The 20,299-nt window shown below is 68.3% G+C and carries 19 protein-coding genes; 6 read left to right on the forward strand and 13 right to left on the reverse strand.

Annotated elements, in window-relative coordinates:
* Position 1: 1 nt before the first annotated feature.
* From map to ACW17W_RS05090, 7 genes are all read right to left on the reverse strand, one after another.
* The gene (gene map / locus ACW17W_RS05060) at positions 2-823 is read right to left on the reverse strand and encodes a type I methionyl aminopeptidase (RefSeq protein ID WP_492079648.1); all 822 of its coding nucleotides are present in this window, start codon (positions 821-823) and stop codon (positions 2-4) included.
* Positions 824-937: 114 nt separating this feature from the next.
* Positions 938-4,378 (reverse strand): AAA family ATPase, encoded by a 3,441-nt coding sequence (locus ACW17W_RS05065; RefSeq protein WP_492079649.1) that lies wholly within the window; start codon positions 4,376-4,378, stop codon positions 938-940.
* A 70-nt stretch (positions 4,379-4,448) separates the two neighbouring features.
* Positions 4,449-5,072, reverse strand: coding sequence for a thioredoxin domain-containing protein (locus ACW17W_RS05070; RefSeq protein ID WP_492079650.1), 624 nt, complete (start codon positions 5,070-5,072; stop codon positions 4,449-4,451).
* 4 nt (positions 5,073-5,076) lie between these two features.
* Complete coding sequence (locus ACW17W_RS05075; protein ID WP_492079651.1) at positions 5,077-5,691, reverse strand: thioredoxin domain-containing protein; 615 nt, start codon at positions 5,689-5,691, stop codon at positions 5,077-5,079.
* Positions 5,692-5,694: 3 nt separating this feature from the next.
* A complete protein-coding gene (locus ACW17W_RS05080; protein WP_492079652.1) occupies positions 5,695-6,336 on the reverse strand; it encodes a thioredoxin domain-containing protein in 642 nt (213 codons plus the stop codon).
* Positions 6,337-6,447: 111 nt separating this feature from the next.
* The gene (locus ACW17W_RS05085) at positions 6,448-7,092 is read right to left on the reverse strand and encodes a DsbA family protein (protein WP_492079653.1); all 645 of its coding nucleotides are present in this window, start codon (positions 7,090-7,092) and stop codon (positions 6,448-6,450) included.
* 89 nt (positions 7,093-7,181) lie between these two features.
* Positions 7,182-7,739 (reverse strand): DUF721 domain-containing protein, encoded by a 558-nt coding sequence (locus ACW17W_RS05090; RefSeq protein ID WP_492079654.1) that lies wholly within the window; start codon positions 7,737-7,739, stop codon positions 7,182-7,184.
* 170 nt (positions 7,740-7,909) lie between these two features.
* On the opposite strand from ACW17W_RS05090, the gene ACW17W_RS05095 reads away from it, so the two are divergent.
* The 3 genes from ACW17W_RS05095 to ACW17W_RS05105 are packed head-to-tail and all read left to right on the forward strand — an operon-like array spanning position 7,910 to position 10,311.
* A complete protein-coding gene (locus ACW17W_RS05095) occupies positions 7,910-8,278 on the forward strand; it encodes a hypothetical protein (protein WP_492079655.1) in 369 nt (122 codons plus the stop codon).
* A 43-nt stretch (positions 8,279-8,321) separates the two neighbouring features.
* Entirely contained in the window at positions 8,322-9,227 is a 906-nt protein-coding gene (locus ACW17W_RS05100; protein WP_492079656.1) for a hypothetical protein, read from the forward strand.
* A 52-nt stretch (positions 9,228-9,279) separates the two neighbouring features.
* Complete coding sequence (locus tag ACW17W_RS05105) at positions 9,280-10,311, forward strand: A/G-specific adenine glycosylase (RefSeq protein ID WP_492079657.1); 1,032 nt, start codon at positions 9,280-9,282, stop codon at positions 10,309-10,311.
* Here ACW17W_RS05105 and ACW17W_RS05110 read toward each other — a convergent pair.
* From ACW17W_RS05110 to ACW17W_RS05135, 6 genes are all read right to left on the reverse strand, one after another.
* Complete coding sequence (locus ACW17W_RS05110; RefSeq protein ID WP_492079658.1) at positions 10,289-12,436, reverse strand: amylo-alpha-1,6-glucosidase; 2,148 nt, start codon at positions 12,434-12,436, stop codon at positions 10,289-10,291. The genes ACW17W_RS05105 and ACW17W_RS05110 overlap by 23 nt on opposite strands.
* Positions 12,437-12,548: 112 nt before the next feature.
* Positions 12,549-13,664 (reverse strand): glycosyltransferase family 4 protein, encoded by a 1,116-nt coding sequence (locus ACW17W_RS05115; protein WP_492079659.1) that lies wholly within the window; start codon positions 13,662-13,664, stop codon positions 12,549-12,551.
* 135 nt (positions 13,665-13,799) lie between these two features.
* A complete protein-coding gene (locus tag ACW17W_RS05120) occupies positions 13,800-14,876 on the reverse strand; it encodes a site-specific DNA-methyltransferase (protein ID WP_492079660.1) in 1,077 nt (358 codons plus the stop codon).
* A gap of 85 nt (positions 14,877-14,961) precedes the next feature.
* A complete protein-coding gene (locus ACW17W_RS05125) occupies positions 14,962-15,450 on the reverse strand; it encodes a hypothetical protein (RefSeq protein ID WP_492079661.1) in 489 nt (162 codons plus the stop codon).
* Positions 15,451-15,510: 60 nt separating this feature from the next.
* Entirely contained in the window at positions 15,511-16,005 is a 495-nt protein-coding gene (locus ACW17W_RS05130; RefSeq protein WP_492079662.1) for a hypothetical protein, read from the reverse strand.
* Complete coding sequence (locus ACW17W_RS05135) at positions 16,005-16,271, reverse strand: hypothetical protein (protein WP_492079663.1); 267 nt, start codon at positions 16,269-16,271, stop codon at positions 16,005-16,007. Before ACW17W_RS05135 ends, ACW17W_RS05130 begins: the two co-directional genes overlap by 1 nt.
* A 443-nt stretch (positions 16,272-16,714) precedes the next feature.
* Between ACW17W_RS05135 and ACW17W_RS05140 the strand changes: the two genes are divergently transcribed.
* The 3 genes from ACW17W_RS05140 to murC all read left to right on the forward strand — a co-directional run bounded on the left by ACW17W_RS05140 (position 16,715) and on the right by murC (position 20,222).
* Positions 16,715-17,029: a hypothetical protein gene (locus ACW17W_RS05140; protein WP_492079664.1), complete on the forward strand. Its 315-nt coding sequence runs from the start codon at positions 16,715-16,717 to the stop codon at positions 17,027-17,029.
* A complete protein-coding gene (locus ACW17W_RS05145) occupies positions 17,026-18,687 on the forward strand; it encodes a methyl-accepting chemotaxis protein (RefSeq protein WP_492079665.1) in 1,662 nt (553 codons plus the stop codon). Before ACW17W_RS05140 ends, ACW17W_RS05145 begins: the two co-directional genes overlap by 4 nt.
* Positions 18,688-18,791: 104 nt before the next feature.
* Positions 18,792-20,222, forward strand: coding sequence for a UDP-N-acetylmuramate--L-alanine ligase (murC, locus tag ACW17W_RS05150; RefSeq protein ID WP_492079666.1), 1,431 nt, complete (start codon positions 18,792-18,794; stop codon positions 20,220-20,222).
* The last annotated feature ends 77 nt before the right edge of the window (positions 20,223-20,299 follow it).

Here is a 20,299-nt window from a genome sequence, read left to right on the forward strand (position 1 = left end):
GTCAGTTCGGGCGGAACAGGCCGGCGGGGCTGGCGGTGAAGATCTCCAGACCGTCCTCCGTCACCCCGATGCTGTGTTCGCACTGGGCCGACAGGGACTTGTCGCGCGTCACCGCGGTCCAGCCGTCGGACAGCACCTTCACATGCGGCTTGCCCAGATTGACCATCGGTTCGACGGTGAAGAACATGCCCGGCTCCAGTTTCGCGCCCTCGCCGCGACGGCCGTAGTGCAGGACGTTGGGGGCGTCGTGGAAGATGCGGCCGATACCGTGACCGCAGAAGTCGCGCACCACGCTCATGCGGTTTTCCTCGACGTAGCGCTGGATAGCGTAGCCGATGTCGCCGAACGTATTGCCGGGCTTCACCTGCTCCAGACCAAGGCGCAGCGATTCATAGGTGACGTCGATCAGTTTGCGGGCGCGGGCGTTGATGGCGCCGACCGCATACATGCGGCTGGAATCCCCATGCCAGCCGTCGACGATGACGGTGTGGTCGATGTTGACGATGTCGCCGTCCTTCAGCACCCGGTCGCCCGGAATGCCGTGGCAGACGACATGGTTGATCGAGGTGCAGACGGTCTTCGAATACCCCTTGTAGCCCAGACAGGCGGGCAGGCCGCCGCGCTCGATCGTATAGTCGCGGATGCGATCGTCGATTTCCTCGGTCGTGACGCCGGGCACGATGAAGGGCGTGATCATGTCCAGCGCCTCGGCCACCAGCCGGCCGGCCAGACGCATGCCCTCGAAGTCATCCTTTGTGTGGATGCGGATATTGCTGGACCGGATCAGGGTCCCGGCGTCGAGGTCGTCTGGGGTTTCGTACATTGCGGTGGAGAGCTCGGCATGGGCGGAAGACGCAGTGGAGATGGCTCCTGTAGCACAAAACCTCAACCCCGTCCGACTCCGGGCTGACGCAAGGCGGCGTCTGTCATCCCCGGATCAGGCCGCGACGATCTGCTCGGCCTGTTTCAGATCGACGCTGACCAGCTGGCTGACGCCGCGCTCGGGCATGGTGACGCCATAGAGGCGATCCATCCGGCTCATGGTCACCGGGTTGTGGGTGATGACGATGAAGCGGGTGTCCGTCCGCTTCCGCATCTCGTCCAGCATGCGGCAGAAGCGATCGACATTGGCGTCGTCCAGCGGCGCATCGACCTCGTCCAGCACGCAGACGGGCGCGGGATTGGCCAGGAAGACGCCAAAGATCAGGGCCGCCGCCGTCAGGGCCTGTTCGCCGCCCGACATCAGGCTCATCACCGCCAGCCGTTTGCCGGGCGGGCAGGCGTAGATCTCCAGCCCCGCCTCCAGGGGGTCGTCGCTCTCGACCAGTTTCAGCTCGGCCTGGCCGCCGCCGAAAAGGGCTTCGAACAGGCTCTGGAAATTGGCGTTGATGACGTCGAAGGCGGCCACCAGACGTTCGCGTCCCTCAGCGTTCAACTCGTCAATGCCGTCGCGCAACCGGGCGATGGCGCCGGTCAGGTCGGACCGTTCGATCCGCATGGTGTTCAGCCGGTCGCCGTATTCGACCGCCTCGTCCTCGGCGCGCAGGTTGACGGCGCCCAGGGCCTCGCGCTCGCGCTCCAGCCCGAACAGCAGGCTTTCGGCGCCGGCGGCGTCCGGCGGACGGGCCACGGCGTCGTCTGTCAGCTTCCGGCCCAGGTCTTCGGGCGACATCTGCGCCGCGTCGCGCAAATTCTGTTCGGCCTCGACCAGCCGCTCGCCAGCGGCCTCGGCGCGGACCACCAGACCGGCGCGGGCCTCGCGGGCCTGGGAGGCGGCGGCCTCGGCCGCGCGGCTGGCCCGGTCGGCCTCGGCGGCGGCGGCATCGGCCAGCGACAGGGCGTCGGCCGCGGCCTTGCGGCGGGTCTCGGCGACGGTCAGGGCGTCCAGCAGGGCGTTGCGTTTCGCCGCCAGTTCCTCGGGCGCGCCCGACGCCTGGGCCAGCAGGGCGGCGGCGCGCCCGGCGTCCCTGTCCAGCGATCCGATGCGGGCCGTGCTGTCCTTCGCGCGGGCGGCCCAGCCGTCGCGTTCGCGGGTCACGCCCGCCCGTCGGGCCTCACGACCGGAGCGTTCCCGGGCCTCGGCGTCGCGGTCGGCGCGGGCTGCGGCGGATGCCATGCGGGCCTTATCGCCGGCGGTGCGGACGGCGGCCAGCTCGGTGCGAAGGGCGTCGAGAGTCCCGGACGACGCCTCGACCGTCAGGGCTTCGCTCAGGGCCGCCCCGGCCGCCTCGACCTCGGCGGACTGGCGCGTCAGGGTTTCGTCCAGAGCCTGGGCGCGGGCCTCGCGTCGGGCCTGATCGCGGGCCAGGCTTTCGACCCGGTCACGGGCGGCGGTCACGGCCTTGTCGGCGGCGAAGGGCTTGAGGCGGGCGGCCTTCACCGTTTCCTCGGTGGCGCGGAAGGCCTCGGTGGCGGCCTTGAGTCGGCCCTGCGCATCGTCGAGCGCGGGCTTGCCGGCGTCGATCCCGGCCTCCAGCTCGGCCAGCCGCGTGCGCTGGGCCAGACGGACGGCGGCCGGACGCGGCGCCTCGGCCCGGCTGACGAAGCCGTCCCAGCGATAGAGGTCGCCCTCGGGCGTGACGAGCCGGGCGCCGACGGGCAGGGTGCGGGCCAGATCGGCCGCCTGGGCGCGCGGCGCGACGCCGCACTGGGCCAGGCGTGCAGCCAACTGATCGGGCGCCTGGACGTGGTCTGACAGCGGCTCGGCCTCGGCCGGCCAGACCGGCGGGCGGGGTTCGGCGCCGCCCCAGTAGGCCGCCGCCCGCGCGTCCAGCGCAGCATCCAGATCGTCGCCGAGCGCTGCGGCCAGCGCCGCCTCATAGCCCTTGTCGGCCGAGACCTTGTCCAGGGCGGGTGGATGGTCGCGCCGGGCCGAGACCAGCAGGGAGGCCAGGCCCCGCGCCTCGGTCTGCATCCGGCCCAGCCGGTCCTCGGCGGCGCGGGCCGCGGTGCGCGCCTCCTGTTCTGCCCGGGCCCGGTCGCCGCGTTCGGCCTCGGCGGCCTCGACGCCGGCGCCGGCTGCGGCCAGCTCGGTGGTGGCGATTTCCAGCGCCGCACGCGCCCCGGCCAGTTCAGGGGTTTCCAGCGGACCCAATGCATCCCGCTCTCGACGGGCGGCCTCCAGTCCGGCGGTGGCCCGCGCCACCCGCGCCTCGGCGTCGCGCTTCCTTGCGGTCTCGGCATTGGCCCGCGCCTCGATGGCGGCGAGGGACGAGGCGATGCGTTCGACCTCGGCGTCAGCCGCGCGGCGGGCCTCTTCGGCGGCGGCGAGGGCCTGGTCCAGTTCGGGGCCCCGCGCCGGGGCGGCGGCGATCTCGGCGTCCAGGGCCTCCAGCTCGCCCGTCAGCCGCTCCAGTTCGTCGGCGGCGTCGCGCGCCATTGCCGTCTCGCGATCCTGATCGGCGGCGATGCGGGCGACCTCGGCCTTCAGGCGTTCAACCTCGGCCCGGGCCTGCTGCTCGGCCATGTCCAGCCGGTCGCGTTCCAGACTGGCGCGGTGCAGCAGGGCCCCGGCGACCGCATCCTCCTCGCGCGCCGGCTTCAATGCCTCCTGCGCCGCCAGCGCTGCCGTGGCGGCGCGGGCGGCGGCGGCGGCGGCCTCTGCGGCGGCCCGTTCGGCCTCGCGCAGTTCCTCGCCTGCGGCCTCGGCCGCCAGCCGCGCGTCGTTCCAGCGCACGAACAACAGGGCGGATTGCAGGGCCCGGATCTCGGCCGAGATCTTCTTGTACTTCTCGGCCTGACGCGCCTCGCGTCTCAGCCGGTTGAGCGAGGTCTCCAGCTCGCGGCCGATGTCGTCCAGGCGTTCGAGGTTCGCCTCGGCCGCCTTGAGCCGCAGCTCCGCCTCATGGCGGCGGGTGTGCAAACCGGCCACGCCGCCCGCCTCTTCCAGAATACGGCGGCGGTTCTGCGGTTTGGCGGCGATCAGCTCCGAAATCTGCCCCTGCCGCACCAGGGCCGGGGAGTTGGCGCCGGTCGAGGCGTCGGCGAACAGCAGCTGGACGTCGCGAGCGCGCACCTCCTTGCCATTGATCCGGTAGGTCGAGCCCTGACCCCGGTCGATGCGGCGGGAGACCTCGAGCACGGCGCTGTCGGTGAAGGGCTGGGGCGCCCGGCGCTGCGCATTGTCGATGGTCAGCTGGACCTCGGCGTGATTGCGCGGCGGACGGCCGGTGGCTCCGGCGAAGATGACGTCGTCCATGCCCTGACCGCGCATGGCCTTGGCGGAGTTGGCGCCCATGACCCAGCGCAGGCCTTCGAGCACATTGGACTTGCCGCAGCCGTTCGGGCCGACGACGCCGGTCAGGCCGGGTTCGATCTGGACCTCCGCCGGATCGACGAAGGACTTGAAGCCGACAAGCCTCAGCCGCTGGAACTGCATAGGTGCTGGTTAGAGGCGAATCGACGGCTTGGCGATTCCCGCCATGCCATGAGCCGCGATCAGATGTGGATCAGCGATTGGCGGCGCCGATGGCGGCGGCCAGTCCGTCCAGGCTGGTGTCCTCTGTGATCACCCCGTTGACGAAGAAGGTCGGGGTCTTGCGGACGCCGGCCGCCACGCCGCCGGCCATGACGCGCTCGATGGCCGTCAGGGTGGCCGGATCGGACACACAGGCCCGGACCTGCGCCTCGGGTCGGCCCGAGATGGCGATCGCCCGGTCGTACCATTCGCTGACGGGCCCGAAATTCCGCGCCGTCGCCTGCCAGCGGAACAGGACGTGGATGACCTCGAAATAGTTCTCCGGGGCGGAACAACGGGCCACGGCCGCCGCCGTTGCCGCCATGTCCGACGGATCGGTCAGGACCTCCCGGAAGACGAACCGGACCTGGCCGGTGTCGATGAACCGCTCCTTGAAGGCGTACCAGCTGCCCATCTGCCACTCGGCGCAATAGGGACAGGCGAGGGAGCCGTATTCGATCACCGTCACCGGGGCGTCGGGATGTCCGATGACATGGTCTGCCGCCGTGACGCGCGGTGGGGCGGTCTGGGCCAGGGCGGGGCCTGCTCCCGCCGCCGAAAGCACCAGCGTCAGGACAAGCATCAGGCTCGAAAAGCCGGACCGAAAGGCGTTCATGAGTTCAGTTCCCGCCGCCTGCCGCTGCGATGGCTGCGGCCAGACCGGCCATGGAATGGTCGGTGACGGCGCGTCCGTTGACGAAGAAGCTCGGCGTCGAGGCGACGCCCGCCGCCACCGCGCCCTGGATGTCGGCGTTCAGCGCGGCTTCCGTCGCGGGGTCGCGGAAACAGGCGGCGATCTCGGCCTTGCTGCGGCCGCTGGCGGCCACGGCGTTGTTGAACCAGGTCTCCGCGCCGCCCGCATACAGGCCGGCCTGTCCGGCAAAGAGCGAGCGTGTCACATCGAAATAGCGTTCCGGCAGGGCGCAGCGTCCGATGGCCGCCGCAGCGAAGGCTTCATTGGCGGGGTCGGTGGGCAGGTTGCGAAACACCAGCCGCACCTTGCCGGTGTCGATGAAGCGGGTCTTGAGCTCGGGCAGGACCTGATTGTGCCAGTCGGCGCAATGCGGACAGACGAACGACGCGTATTCGATCACCGTCACCGGCGCATTGGCCTGGCCCAGAATACGATCCGAGGCGCCGACCGGCGGCGGCGTGCCGGCGCGGGCCGTTGACGTCACCCCGACCGACGCCGCCAAGACCAGGGCCAGGGCTGCAAGGAGTCTGGCAAGGCGCATGGCCTACTTCGCCAGTTCGGCGTCGATCGCCGTCGACAGGTCGGCCAGGGACGGGCCTTCGCTGCTGCCGGGCGTCTGGACGACCGTGCCATTGACGAGGAAATAGGGGGTGCCGGTCACCCCGGCCGCCTGGGCGGCCTGAACCCGCTTCTCAAGGGCCGCGATCGCCTTTTCGTCGGTGATACAGGCGGTGAAGGCCTGTTCGTTGATGCCGAACGAGCCGGCGGTCTTGACCAGGGAGGCGCGCGGCGTGATGGCGCCGGACATCCACTCGCCCTGGTTGGCCATCAGCTCGTGGATGACGTCGAAATAGCGGTCCGGTCCGGCGCAGCGGGCCAGCAGCACGCCGGCGGTGGCGATGTCGGCCGGCGGGGTCGGCAGTTCGCGCATCACGAAGCGGATCTTGTTGTTGGCGACATATTTGGCCTCGAACGCCGGGCCGATGTTCTTCTGCCAGGCGGCGCAGTGGCCGCAGGTGGGCGAGGCGTATTCGACCACCGTGACCTTGGCGCCCTCGGGCGCGCCCATGGCCATATCGCCCTCGGCGGAGGCGCCGCCTCCGCCGCCGCAGGCAGCCAGGGCCATCAGACCGACCGCCGATGCAGCGCCGGCGAGGAAACGGGTCGTCTTGCGGGTCAGGGTCATCGAAATGCGTCCGTCGGGTTGAGGCTTGGAATTCGGTCCGGCCCGTTTTCATACAGCCCGGGTCGGGGGCGGCAAGTTCCGGGCCATTCAGAGCGACCCGGGGCCGCCGGGTCAGGGTTTCGCGAGGGCGGCGTCGATCTTTTCTGACAGACCTTTCAGGCTGCTGTCGACAATCTTCTCGCCGTTGACGAAGAAGGTCGGGGTGCCGTCCACGCCGGCGGCCAGTCCGGCGCGGACCCGGGCGTCCACCCTGGCCACGGCCCCGGCGTCCGCCAGACAGGTCTGGAACTGCGCCTCGCTCAAACCGGCCCTTGTCGCCACATCCAGCAGCAGGGTGCGCGGCGGGCCGCCGCCGAGCAATTCCGCCTGACGCGCCATCAGTTCGTGGATGACCTCGAAATACCTGTCCGGGCCGGCGCAGCGGGCGACCAGAAAGCCGGCCGTGGCCACATCCACCGGCTGGGTCGGAAACTCGCGGAAGATATAGCGGACCTTGTTGGTGTCGACATATCGGGCCTTGAACTCGGGCCAGACCGCCGCCTGCCAGACGGCGCAGTGGCTGCAGGTGATCGACGCATACTCGATCACGGTGACCCGGGCGCCTTCGGGGGCCCCCAGCGCCATGTCGCCCTCAGCCGGCTTCATCGTGTTGTCGCAGGCCGCCAGCCCCGCCATCATCAACAGCGCTGCGCCGGTCACCGCCGCCCGGCGACTCATCCGGCCCAGCCTGCGGTTGGCCAAATTGTCATGACGCATGGATCGGTCCTCTCGCAGACGGGTCAGGCTGTGCTTTTCGGGAACGGGTGAGGCGAAGTTTTGTCAATGCGACCCATGGTCTGCCGACGTCAGGCTTCGCCTTCGGAACGCCGTGTCAGGACAGCCCGTCCAAGGGCGGCGAGCGCCGCCTTCAACTCGTCCGGTGCGGCTTCGATGGAGCGGGAGAGGGCGGCCTCGGCGGCGGCGTCCAGCGGCGGCGCGCGGCGGGCGGACCGGGGCGGTGCGGCGACGGGCGTCGCCAGGGGCTTCACCGGCCCCTGGGCAATGCGGAGTCGGTCGACCGATCCGGCGCCGAGGAACAGGTTCACGCGCGCCAGAATATCCGCCGACTGATGCTGCACCAGCAGGGCCGCCGGCCCCGCCACACGCAGCTCCAGCGTGCCGCCGGCGCCGCCACGCCCCCTGGTCAGCTTCTGCGGACGCGTCACGCGGGCCAGCTGATCACCGACGATTTCCCGCCACCGCGCCTCCAGCGCCCCGGCCCCGCGTCCGTAACGATCATCCAGTTCGCGCACGAATTTGGTCAGGGCCCGCCCGGCCGGCGGCGCGGGGCGAGGCGCTGCCCGGGTGCGTTTCCGGGCCAGTATGTCCCGTGTCTCGGCTTCTGTGGGAAGAGGGCGCGCCATGAAAACAACCCTAGCCGGTTTTGCTCCGCGACGCAGCCGTTGGGGTGCTATTTGCCCGACTGTAAAGGAATGTAACCGGACCCATTCTCGGCTGGTCCTCTCTGGACGGAACGATTTCTGGTTCGTTAGGTATTAATTATTACTTCAAATCTGTCCGGGGGGACGGACGCGTGGCCACAATTCTCAGCTATTCCGCGTACAAGTCCGGAGTGCGTTCGGGCGTTGGCAGGCGAGCAATCGAGCCCATCGTTGCCGAGATCATCGACGCCCTGCTCATCCGTGGGGGATCGGCCCACCGCCAGGTCGTGGCCGACCACATCGCCTCGTCTCGGGCCGGCCGCCCGGTGCAGGCGACGCGGGCGATCCAGGACGAGGTCTTCGACGGTTTCCAGCGGTATCTGGATCTGGCCGCGACGCGGCGCCCCGCGCCCCTTCTGTGCCGCCCCCTCGGTCCGGGCAGCTATCGCTGGGCGCTGACCCCCTCGGCCGAAGCCCTGTTTGCGCATCGCAACACGACCCCCGTGCGCCAAGTCCACTGATCGCTTCACGCTCGACGTTACGCGACTGCCCAACCGGAACCCGATGAGCACAAGCGAAAATGTCGCCTCGATCGCCTGGCTCAACGCCCGGCTGACTCTCGACGTCCTCACCATCGCCCGTGTCATGATCGTCGATGATCTGGTCTCGGCCGTCTTGCTGGCCGCCGTCTCGAACGCCAACACCAGCTATCTGGATGCGCGCCCTGACCTTAGCCAGCAGCATGTCGCCGTCGGATCTGTAACCGACGAGATGCGGCGTCCTGCAGCCGTCAGCAGCCTGGCCCGTTCGCTGGGCATCCCGCGCGAGACCGCCCGGGGCAAGGCGCAGGCCCTCGTCGCGCGGGGACTGGTTCGCGCCACGGACGAGGGGCTGATCATCCGCTCTGACGCCATTATGGTCGAACCGGTGCGGTCTGCTTCGGCGACCCTTCTGAAGTCGATGAGCGAATTCATAGGCGGACTGGCGGGTCTGGGCGTGTTCGGGCTCGACGAGAGCTGGCGATTTGCCGGACCCTCAGAGGATTTCGGCTGGGGCGCCCAACGCCTGCTCACCGCCCATCTGCTCCGTAGCGTCGTTCACGTCACTTCCATGGCTCCCGACGTGAGCCTGTTGAGCGCCTATGTCATGCTGGCCGTGAAGCACGAAACGGGCGCGCACCTGATGCTCGACAGCGCCCCCTTCCCTTCTGATGCCCTGGGCCGACCCCGGATGGGGCCGGTGCGCGGAGCCGCCATCGCTTCCGGGCTGAAAATGCCGCAGGAAACCGTCCGCCGACATCTTCAGTCGCTCGTTCGCTCCGGACGGCTGCGGGTCGAAACGGCGGGATATGCAATCGAGATCAGCGAAGACCGTCTGCCGCTCTGGCGGGAGTACCAGGCGCAATCCGTGATCAACACGCGCCAGTTCATCTGGAAGCTCAGGGCCGCCGGAATCCTCATCCAGGACTGACGCCGCAGTCGCACGGCTGGTTCGGCCGGCGGGGACAGTCTATCCACGGCCGATGATCGCCGCTGACGCCCGCGCCGCCCTGCTCGACTGGTACGACGTCCACGCGCGGACCTTGCCCTGGCGGTCGCCGCCGGGCGCGAATGGGCGGCCCGACCCCTACCGCGTCTGGTTGTCCGAGGTGATGCTGCAACAGACCACGACGGGCCATGCCGCCCCCTATTTCGCCGCCTTCACCACACGGTGGCCGACGGTCGGCGATCTGGCGGCGGCCGAGGACGGGGACGTCATGGCCGCCTGGGCAGGACTGGGCTACTACGCCCGCGCCCGCAACATGCTGGCCGGGGCGCGGGCGGTGGTCCGTGACCACGGCGGGGTTTTCCCCGATACGGAGGCGGGGTTGCTGGGCCTGCCCGGCGTCGGCGCCTATACGGCGGCGGCCGTCGCTTCCATCGCCTTTGCCCGCGCCGCCAATGTCGTGGACGGCAATGTCGAGCGGGTCATGGCCCGGCTGTTCGCGGTCGAGATCCCGCTTCCCGCCGCCCGACCGGAGCTGAAGCGGCGGGCTGCGATGTTCATCACAGATCACCGACCCGGAGACTGGGCCCAGGCCCTGATGGATCTCGGCGCCACCGTCTGTCGCCCGAAGTCGCCGCTGTGCGACCGTTGCCCCGTCGCCTTCGCCTGCGAGGGTCTGAAGTCGGGGTCGCCCGATCGCTTTCCGCTGAAGATGAAAAAGGCCGGCCGCCCGCATCGACGGGGCCATGTCTGGGTTCTCCGCGACGACCGGGGCCGGGTCGCCCTTGTGCGGCGGCCGGACAAGGGTCTGCTCGGCGGGATGCTGGGTCTGCCGACCTCCGACTGGTCGGCGGCGCCGGGGGAGACGCCGCCCGTCGACGCGGACTGGCGGGACGCAGGCGCGATCGAACATGTCTTCACCCACTTCTCCCTGACGCTGTCGGTTCAGACCGCCGACGGGACCGCAGCGGCGCAGGGCGGCGACTGGATCTGGCTGCCGGAAGGCGAGGCCCTGAACGGCCTTCCGACCGTCTTCGCCAAGGCGCTTATCGCGTCGTCACGATCCTGAGCTCGCCGGACCGGTTGCGCGGCGTGACAACGACGTGGTCGTCCACGCGGCGGAAGTCGAGATCGACCCGCGCCTCGCCGACCTGCAAACGGGTGACCGACAAACGCTCGACCCCGGCGGGCAGTGTGGGGGCGTCGATGGTGATGGTCTTCGCCAGGGCATCCACCGTCACGCCCAGCGCCGCCTGCAGCATCAGGAACACCGATCCCGCCGCCCAGGCCTGGGGCAGACAGGCGACCGGATAGGCGATCGGCGGTTCGCCCGGCTGACGCTCGAAGCCGCAGAACAGTTCGGGCAAGCGCATGTGGAAATGGCTGGCGGCGGAGTAGATCTCGCCAAGGATGACGGCCGCAGCATCCCGCTCGCCGTAGGCCGCCATGCCTGCGACCCCCAGGGATGTGTCGTGGGGCCAGACCGAGCCATTGTGGTAGCTCATCGGATTGAACCGGGCCTGACCGGTGGCGAGGGTGCGCAGCCCCCAGCCGCTGCGGAACTCGCTGGACAGCAGGCGGCGCGTCACCGCCTCGGCCCGGGCGGCCGTCGGCAGGCCGGTGAACAGCAGGTGGCCGGCATTGGAGGCGATGGACTCGCAGGGCGCGCCGTCCCCGTCCAGGGCGATGGCGTAGAAGCCTTCGTCCTCCATCCAGAACCGGTCCTCGACGAGGAAACGGATTTCGTGGGCCCGATCCTCCCAGGCCTGGGCCCGGGAATCGCTGAGCAACACGCCCAGTTCGCCCATCGCCTGCCAGGCGGCATAGGCGTAACCCTGAACCTCCAGCAGGGCGACGGGCCCCTTCGGGAAGCGGCCGTCCTTGTGGAAGATGGAGTCTTCCGAATCCTTCCATCCCTGGTTCGACAGGCCGGTCTCTGCGGCGCGCTGGTAGTCGATCAGCCCGTCGCCATTGCTGTCGCCATAGTCGCGCATCCATTCGACCGCCGCGATCAGGTTGGGCCACAGCCGCCGGATCAGGTCCAGATCGCCGGTTCTGCGTGTATAGGCGCCGGCAAGGGCGACGAACAGGCAGGTGGTGTCGACGCCGCCGTAGTAGAGGCCGAACGGCACCTCGTGCAGGGCGCTCATCTCGCCGCCGCGTGTCTCGTGCATGATCTTGCCGGGCTGGCTGTCGCGGAAGGCCGAGACCTCCGTCGCCTGACGCGCCGCCAGATAGGTCAGGACCCCCTTGGCCAGTGACGGGTCCAGCCACAGCATCTGCCAGGCCGAGATGATGCCGTCCCGTCCGAACGGCGTTGAGAACCACGGCGTCCCGGCATAGGGATAGGGGCCGGTCGGCAGGTCTGTCGTCAACAGGGCGATGTCGGCGCGCGACTGGTCCAGCCAGTGGTTGAACAGGGGATTGCGCGTCCCCCGGACAGAAGCGCCGCGACGGCGTCTGCGCCGCATGGCCAGCCGCGCCTCCACGGCGTTCCGACGCCAGCGCGCCCGATCAGGCGCCTCGCAGCTGTCCGCCCCGCACTCTATGAACAGGTCGACGTGTCGTCCGGCCGGCAGGCTGAACATGAAGTCGGCGCGGTTTCCGGTCAGACGCGCGGGCGGCTCGGAAAAGGACAGGCAACTGGTCCGCCGGACGCCGTCCAGCCCGGTATAGGCGAACTGCACCCGGCGGCCGTCGACGGTCGGGTCGTGCAGCGCCCCGCGCTGGTCCCGCAGCGTTCCGCGCACCTGGAAGATGTCGGCGAAATCGGCGCCGAATTCGAGGCTCAGGGGAAGCAGCACCTCCTCGATGCCGTGATTGGTGATCTTGATCCGCTCGTACATCCGCCCCGACCACAGATAGCGACGGCGCTCGAGATGCAGCACGCCCGCCGGGGCGGAGCGCCCGCCCATCGGCGGCAGCGGCCTGTTGGTGGTGTGGGCGGTGAAGAAGACGTTGTCGCGTGACACCGCAGAACTCAGTCGCGACGGCCGCGCGGCGCCCGCCGTCAGGGTGAAGCGCGACAATATCCGGGTGTCGTGGTCGAACAGGCCGTCCGCCCCGCCCTTCAGATCCCCCCAGGCGTCGGCCACCAGAAACAGGTCCCCGTCCTTCAGCGCCTGAAGCGTGTCGAGCGACCCGGTCTCGCCGGTTTCAGCAGCCGTCGTCTGGACCGAATAGCCGTCGTCCATAAAGCCTCCGCGCGGTTGAATTGATCCCGAGCGTCTCACCCGAATGCAGCCGTCGCCGGCCGTCGTCATGATCTAATGAGTGAGCCGGCCTATGGTTCAGCTTGGGCCGTCGTTATCGGGCGAAGGCGAAGCTCCGGTCTTCTCCCAAAGGCCCCGGTGGCGTGATCGTCTCAGGCACGGCGGCCTCTGCGAATGGACGGCGGGCCAGCAGATCGCCATAGACGTCCAGATAGCGCCGGGCCATGGCGGTGGCCGAGAAACGCAGTTCGAACCGGGCGCGGATCGCCTCCCGGTCCAGCAAGGGCGCCCGGTCTGCGGCCGCAATCGCCTGCTCCATGGTGTTGACCAGATAGCCTGTCGCCCCGTCCTCGATGATCTCGGGGGTGGAGCCGCAGCGGAAGGCGACGACCGGCGTGCCGCAGGCCATGGCCTCGATCATCACCAGGCCGAACGGCTCGGGCCAGTCGATGGGGAACAGCAGGGCGTCGGCGCCGCCGAGGAAGTCCGACTTCTGGTGATCCCCGATCTCGCCGATGAACTCGATCAGGGGATTGCCCTCGATCATCGGCCGGATGGTCTCTTCGTAGTAGACGCGATCGGCGGCATCGACCTTGGCCGCGATTTTCAGCCGCCGCCCCAGCTTGATGGCGATCTCGATGGCCCGGTCCGGGCGCTTCTCGGGTGAGATACGGCCGAGGAAGGCCAGATAGCCGTCGGATTTCGGCGAGAAACGGTAGGATTCGGACGGCATGCCGTGATGGACCGTCGCCTTCCAGCTGGCGAAGGGCAGGGGTTTGCGCTGGTCGTCGGAGATCGACACCAGGTTGTACTCCGGCCAGCGGCGATAGACGCCCGCCAGATCCTTCATGTCGAGGCGGCCATGCAGGGTGGTCAGGGTCTTGTTCGCCCAGGGCCGGAACATGGGGAAGTGGATCATGTCGGTGTGGAAATGGACGACATCGAAGTCTTCGATCCGCTCCATCACCATGTCCAGCATGGTCATATGCGCCGCCAGGTCGGACTTGAGCGGCGCGGGATCCAGCCGGATCGCCTGATCCCGAACCGGCACCAGCCGCGCCCTGGTGCGGGCGTCGGCGCTGGCGAACAGGGTCACCTCATGGCCCAGATCGACAAGGGCGTCGGTGAGATGGGCGACCACCCGTTCTGTGCCCCCGTACAGTTTCGGCGGCACGGCCTCGTACAGCGGGGTGACCTGGGCGATCTTCATATGCGGGCGCTCCGACCCGGTTTGTCGGGCCGAAGAGATCAATGGTCCCGCAAGTGCGAAGTTCCCGCGTCGTCGATGAATTTCTTCAACGATCCCGAACATTTATGCTCAGGGTGAGCTCGGGCGATCTCGACCCTACATCGTCGCGCGGATTTCCATTCTCAGGGTGTCGATCAACTTGAACCCCTGGTCCGTCTTGAAGCGCCAGTAGGTCCAGCCGTTGCAGGCGGGAGCGTTCTCGAACAGGGCGCCCAGTTTGTGGATCGATCCGGACATGTCGCCGGAGATCAGGGAGCCGTCGGCCCGCACGCGGGCCTCGCGGTCGCCCTTGGGGCAGTACAGCCGGTCGCCCGGACGCAGCAGCCCGGCCTCGACCAGGGCGCCGAAGGGCACCTTGGGCTCGGATTTTTTCGACCCCATAACCTTCAGGTCCTCGGGGTTGGCCGGGACGACGGCGGCGATGCGTTTCTCGGCCACGTCGGCATAGGTCGGGTCGCGCTCGATGCCGATGAATTTGCGGCCCAGACGGCGGGCGGCCGCCCCGGTGGTGCCGGTGCCGAAGAAGGGGTCCAGGATCACGTCGCCGGGTCGGGTCGCGGCCATCAGCACGCGGTGCAGCAGGGCCTCGGGCTTCTGGGTCGGATGGGCCTTCTTGCCGTCGGCGTCCTTGATCCGCTCTTCGCCGGTGCACAGGGCGAAGGTCCAGTCGGACCGCATCTGGGTGTCTTCGTTGAAGGCCTTCAGGGCGTCGTAGTTGAAGGTGTAGCGCTTCTGCTCGCGCGACCGGGCGGCCCAGATCAGGGTCTCATGGGCGTTGGTGAACCGGGTGCCCTTGAAGTTCGGCATCGGGTTGGACTTGCGCCAGATGATGTCGTTCAGCACCCAGAAGCCCAGGTCCTGGATCGCCGAGCCCAGGCGGAAGACGTTATGATAGGAGCCGATCACCCAGATCGAGCCCTCGGGCTTCAGCACCCGGCGGCATTCCTTCAGCCAGTCGCGGGTGAAGGCGTCATAGGCGGCGAAGCTGTCGAACTTGTCCCAGTCGTCGTCGACCGCGTCGACCTTCGAATTGTCCGGCCGCAGCAGGTCGCCGCCCAGCTGCAGATTATAGGGCGGGTCGGCGAAGACCATGTCGACCGAGGCGTCGGGCAGGGACCGCAGCACCTCGATGCAGTCGCCCCGATGGATGACGTCGGTCTGGAGTGGGGACATGAAAGGCGGCCTCGGGAAGGTGAAGCCTGGATGGTGAATCCTTGTGGTTAAGGCGGCGTAACCACGGCCTGACGTCGGCCGTCTTTCAGGGGTGGGCGAGGTAGTATCGGTCCATATGGGTCCTTGCAGATCGATGGTCGGGGTGGGTCGGCCGGCGCTCGGCGAATCCGGGCTCGCATGCCATCCGGATGACGCGGTGACCCTGCGAGCCCGGCGTCAAACGCTCGGCCGGGCCGACGTCGGTCACGCGAAAGACCTGTGTTCCCTTCAGAAATGTCTCGGCCAGGAGAATCCGGCGCGTACCGGCCTGGCAGTCTATGCGAACCCTCATCGCCGCTGTGTCCCATGTTCGATCACCGACCGTCAGCGGGCTCCGGTAGAAGTCCCATTGCCAGACCTCGACCGGCGTTGTCGGGATAGCGCTGGGCATGTCGCCGGCAACCATTGTGAAAGAGCCGGCGGAACCACCCGCCTCGCGCAGCGGACCGCGCTCGGCCTCGGCCTGCTGCGCCATGGCGGGAGCGGCGATGACGCCGGTGCACAGCAGGGCGATCAGTGTCCGGGAAACAGACATGGCAAGCGGCCTCCAGAGGTTACAGGCGGGAAGTCCCAACAGAAGGATAGGCCGGGCAGGTCATCGCGTCCGCTCCGGCATTGCCGCATAGGCGGCCTTGGCCCAGATGCGGGCGGCTTCCCTGTCGGCGACGACCGTTTGATGCTGCGGCTCTGCGGGGTGGCAGGCATAGGCGAGAATGGCTGCCTTTTCCGGCCCGTTCGCCGGCCGCATCCTGAACGGCGGCGTCATGTCATCGACCGGCACGTCGGACAGAAAAATCTGGTGATGCCTGTCGCCGAGCGTTGCCGCGTCACAATCGACCCGCGTCACGCTGATGCGGGTGTCCCACTCCGAGGTTTGCCCGAGCCGTGTCGGGGCCTCGAAGAAGGTATAGGTGCTGACGTCTCTGCTGGCGGCGGCTCGAGGCATGCCGTCACCGGCGTCTTTCATGAAGACGATCGAGAACGCATCGGCATGAACCAGCCTCAGGCTGTCGTCCTCACCTGCGCAGGCTGTGAGCGGAGTGGCGGCGGCCAGCAGTAGCGCGACCCAGACATGCCTGAGCCCGCTCACTACGAGTTCGCCGGCTGGGGTTTCAGCCGCAGAACGGCGAAGGCGCGCGCCGGGGCCAGGTCTGGATGGACCGCGCGAGAGGAGGTCGGAGCGGGTTCGTAGACGGCCTTGACGGGCAATGCGCCCGAGGCCATCGCGACCGCATCGGCGCTCTTGCCCATATCGACGAAGTTTCGCTCATCATCGGCGGACCGGGCGGTCGCCGGCGCTGTTGTCGCGACAACGGCGGACGACAGGACAGGTGTAGCCAGCAGGCTCGTGGACATAGAATTCCTGCCCCCTCCTCGGGTGAGTATTCGTCTTGATAGGCGAACGGGCGGATGGGGCCTGCTTTCGGTTTCTGACGGGCGCTGCCATCTGAAGAGGAGAGGCGGCTTCAGGCGCCGCCAGGGGAAGCCGAACGCCGCGCGGCCCTTTTGAGCTTCCCCTCCGCAGCGGCGGTTGTGCGAACGGCCCGAGCGAACACTCCAGCCATAGTTGCCCGGGCGACAACCACTTCCTGTGGGCGCGGACGTCCGTCCAGGGATGCCCTATTCGATCCAGGCAACAAGCCTTCCTGGTCCGCCAATGCCCATTGATCTTTGGGCGAAAACCGAAATCACCACGCAAGATTAAAGCAACCCCATGCTCGTAGAGCGCGCGAAATCACTATGAATTCTTAACTTTGATTTGGCAGGCTGCTGCATCTTCGGATGTCTGGAGGGAGCGGATGCGGGCGGCCCGTCAATACAGAACCATCGCTATAGGCGTCCTGGCGATCTTCGGGGCATTGATCCCCGCCCTTGCCGTCGCCGCCCAGCCGCGGTCGCCGTTCGTGGTGGCCGCCGCCTTCCCGGTGTGGTGGAGTGCTGCCCGGGTTCAGGCCGCCGCTGACGCAGCCGGCGTCGTGTCCCGCACAGGGCGTTGGAACATCGTCGTGGTCTACGGCGGGGTGGATGTCGGTCGCCAACTGAGCCGGAACGGGGCGTGGGCGATCTTCGATCCGAGGGTCGCCGACTGTACATCGCAAGGAAATATCGAATGATCTTTCAGGCTGGAACGCTGGACGGCCAGCGTCGGGGCGGGGCTACGATCGTCGTTGGGCTGTCCTGGCTGCTCGCTCTGGTCGGGGCGGGGGTATCGCTGATTTCGGGCGCGTCGGCCGGCCTTTGGGGCGTTACCCCCTTCGTGGGGCTGGCCGCCGTGATGACGGCCGTGTTGCTGCTTGTCGGGCACGGGGCCATGGGCCGCGCAGTCCAGTGCATCCTGCTGATGGGGCAGGTGTCCCTGATCGTCGCGGGATCCCGCGACACGCCGTTCCAGCTCGATATGCACATGCTCTATTTCGCCGCCCTCGCGGCGACGATCATCTTCTGTGACTGGCGGGCGATCCTGGCCGGAGCGGCCACGGTGGCGGTCCATCACCTCGTGCTCAGCTTCGTCATGCCGGAGATGGTCTTCCCCGGCTCCGCAAGCCTCCTGCGCGTGGGCATCCATGCGGTGATCCTCATCGCCGAGGCCGCAGTTCTGGCCTGGGTCGCCATCAGCACAGTGTCGATGTTCGGCATCAACGCCGCCAGCATGAAGGCCGCGTCCGAGGCCAGCGATGCGGCCCGGGCCGCCGACTCCGAAGCCGCCAGGGTACGCGAGGCGGCGGCGGAACAGGCTGCGGCGCGCGAGCGAGCCCTCAGCGAGGCGGCCGCAGCCCACGACCGGGCCCTGATGGAACAGGCCGCCGCCCGCGACAGGGCGTTGCAGGAGGAACAGGCCCTGGTCGTGACCGAGACGGCGCGTGGACTCGCGTCCCTGATGCGGGGCGAGCTGGACTATCGCATCCACGCAAGGTTCCCGCAGGCCTATGTCGCCCTTCGGGACGACTTCAATGCGGCGCTTGACAAGATCGAGCAGGCGATGCGGGTTCTGGATCAGAATGCCGGCGGCATCAGCACTTCGGCCGGCGAGATCAGCGCGGCCTCGATCGACCTGGCGCAGCGGACTGAACATCAGGCCTCGACCCTGGAGCAGACGGCGGCGTCACTTGAGGAAATCACCGCCACGGTGATGACCACGTCGAAAAAGGCGACCGAGGCGGGCAGCCTGGTGGCCTCCGCAGAGGTCGAGGGTCTTCGCAGCGGCGAGGCGGTGACCCTTGCCATCACGGCGATGGCCAACATCCAGCGCTCTTCGGAACAGATCGGGCAGATTATCGGTGTGATCGACGAAATCGCCTTCCAGACCAATCTTCTGGCCCTGAACGCCGGAGTGGAGGCGGCCCGGGCCGGCGATGCCGGGCGCGGCTTCGCCGTAGTCGCAACCGAGGTGAGGGCCCTGGCGGAACGCTCGGCCAACGCGGCCCGCGAGATCAAGTCGCTGGTTGCGGCCAGCGCGCGCCAGGTCGATGAAGGCGTTGAAGTCGTCGGCACGACGGGCAGCGCGTTGAGCGCCATCGCCGGCAAGGTCTCTGCCCTGAGCGCCCTCATGTCGGAAATCGTGGCCGCCGCCCAGCAGCAGGCCGCCTCGCTCGCCGATATCAATCAGGCCGTATCCAGAATGGACCAGGCGACCCAGCACAGCGCCGCGATGGCGGAGGAGTCCACGGCGGCCAGCACCAACCTGGCGCACGATGCCGCTGAACTGGCCGGGCTGGTGCGTCAGTTCAGGATCAGCCGACCGAACGCGGCTGCAGGACGATTCGCCGCCTGAGCCGCCGGCCTCGACCGTGATGCGCATAGCCGGTCCGCCGGGGGCGCTTCACAATGCGCGCATGGCGGGTTTCATCGGCCAAATGAGGTCGCTATGACGCTTTCATGATTGCTCGCCTTCGCCCCGTTCCGTTCGACCTCGGTCCTGTTCACTTCGTCGGTATCGGCGGCATCGGCATGAGCGGCATCGCCGAGATCATGCTGAAGATCGGCTATTCGGTGCAGGGCTCGGACGCGAAGGCGTCGGCCAACACCGAGCGGCTGGAGAAGCTGGGGGCCCGCATCTTCATTGGCCACGATGCCGCCCATATCGGCGAGGGCGTTTCTGCCGTGGTCTATTCGACAGCGGTCAAGGCCGAGAACCCCGAGTTGAAAACCGCCCGCGAGCGCCGCATCCCGCTGGTGCGTCGGGCCGAGATGCTGGCCGAGCTGATGCGGCTGCAGTTCTCCATCGCGGTCGGGGGCACCCACGGCAAGACCACGACGACCTCCATGGTCGCGGCCCTGCTGGATGCGGCCGGTCTGGACCCGACGGTGGTCAACGGCGGGATCATCAACGCCTATGGCACCAACGCCAAGGTCGGCGACGGCGACTGGATCGTGGTCGAGGCGGACGAGAGCGACGGCAGCTTCCTGCGGCTGAAGTCGACCGTGGCCATCGTCACCAACATCGACCCGGAGCACCTCGACCACTACGGCGACTTCGACGCGGTGCGGAAGGCCTTCGTCGATTTCGTCGAGAACATCCCCTTCTATGGTTTCGCGGCCGTCTGCCTGGATCATCCCGAGGTGCAGAAGCTGGTGGCCTCGATCGATAATCGGCGGCTGGTCACCTATGGCCTCAACCCCCAGGCCCAGGTCCGGGCCGAGAACGTGGACATGGCCGCCGACGGCTGCCGCTTCGATGTGGTTTTCCAGGGGGCCGGCGAGGCGACGCGGATCGATGGCCTGCACCTGCCCATGGCCGGAGGGCACAATGTCGCCAACGCCCTGGCCGCCATTGCGGTGGCGCGCGAGCTGGATGTCTCCGATGAGGCCATCAAGGCAGGTCTGTCGGGATTCGGAGGGGTCAAGCGGCGCTTCACCACCACCGGAGTCGTCGGGGGGGTCCGCATCATCGACGACTATGGCCACCATCCGGTGGAGATCGCCGCCGTGCTGAAGGCCGCGCGTCAGGTCACCCAGACGGCCGAGGGCTCGGGCCGGGTCATCGCCGTGGTCCAGCCGCACCGCTACACCCGGCTGCGCGACCTGATGGACGAATTCTCGACCGCCTTCTCCGATGCGGACTCCGTCATCGTCGCCGACGTCTATCCGGCGGGGGAACAGCCGATCGAGGGGGTCGACAAACACGCCCTGGTCGAGGGCATCCGCCGCTATGGCCATCGCAGCGTCCAGGCGCTGGAGACCGTCACCGCCCTGCCGCGCGTGATCCGCGAGGAGGCGTCAGACGGTGATCTGGTGGTCCTGCTCGGCGCCGGCGACATCACCAGCTGGGCCTATGCCCTGCCGGCGCAGCTGGAAGCGCTGGGGTAAAGCGCGGAGCCTTTCCTGCAGGGGGTCTGGCTTGTATTGGCCAGAAAGTATATACATCGAGGCAAGAGGTATATCCC

It is taken from the genome of Brevundimonas sp. FV1ye29L (assembly GCF_058681095.1).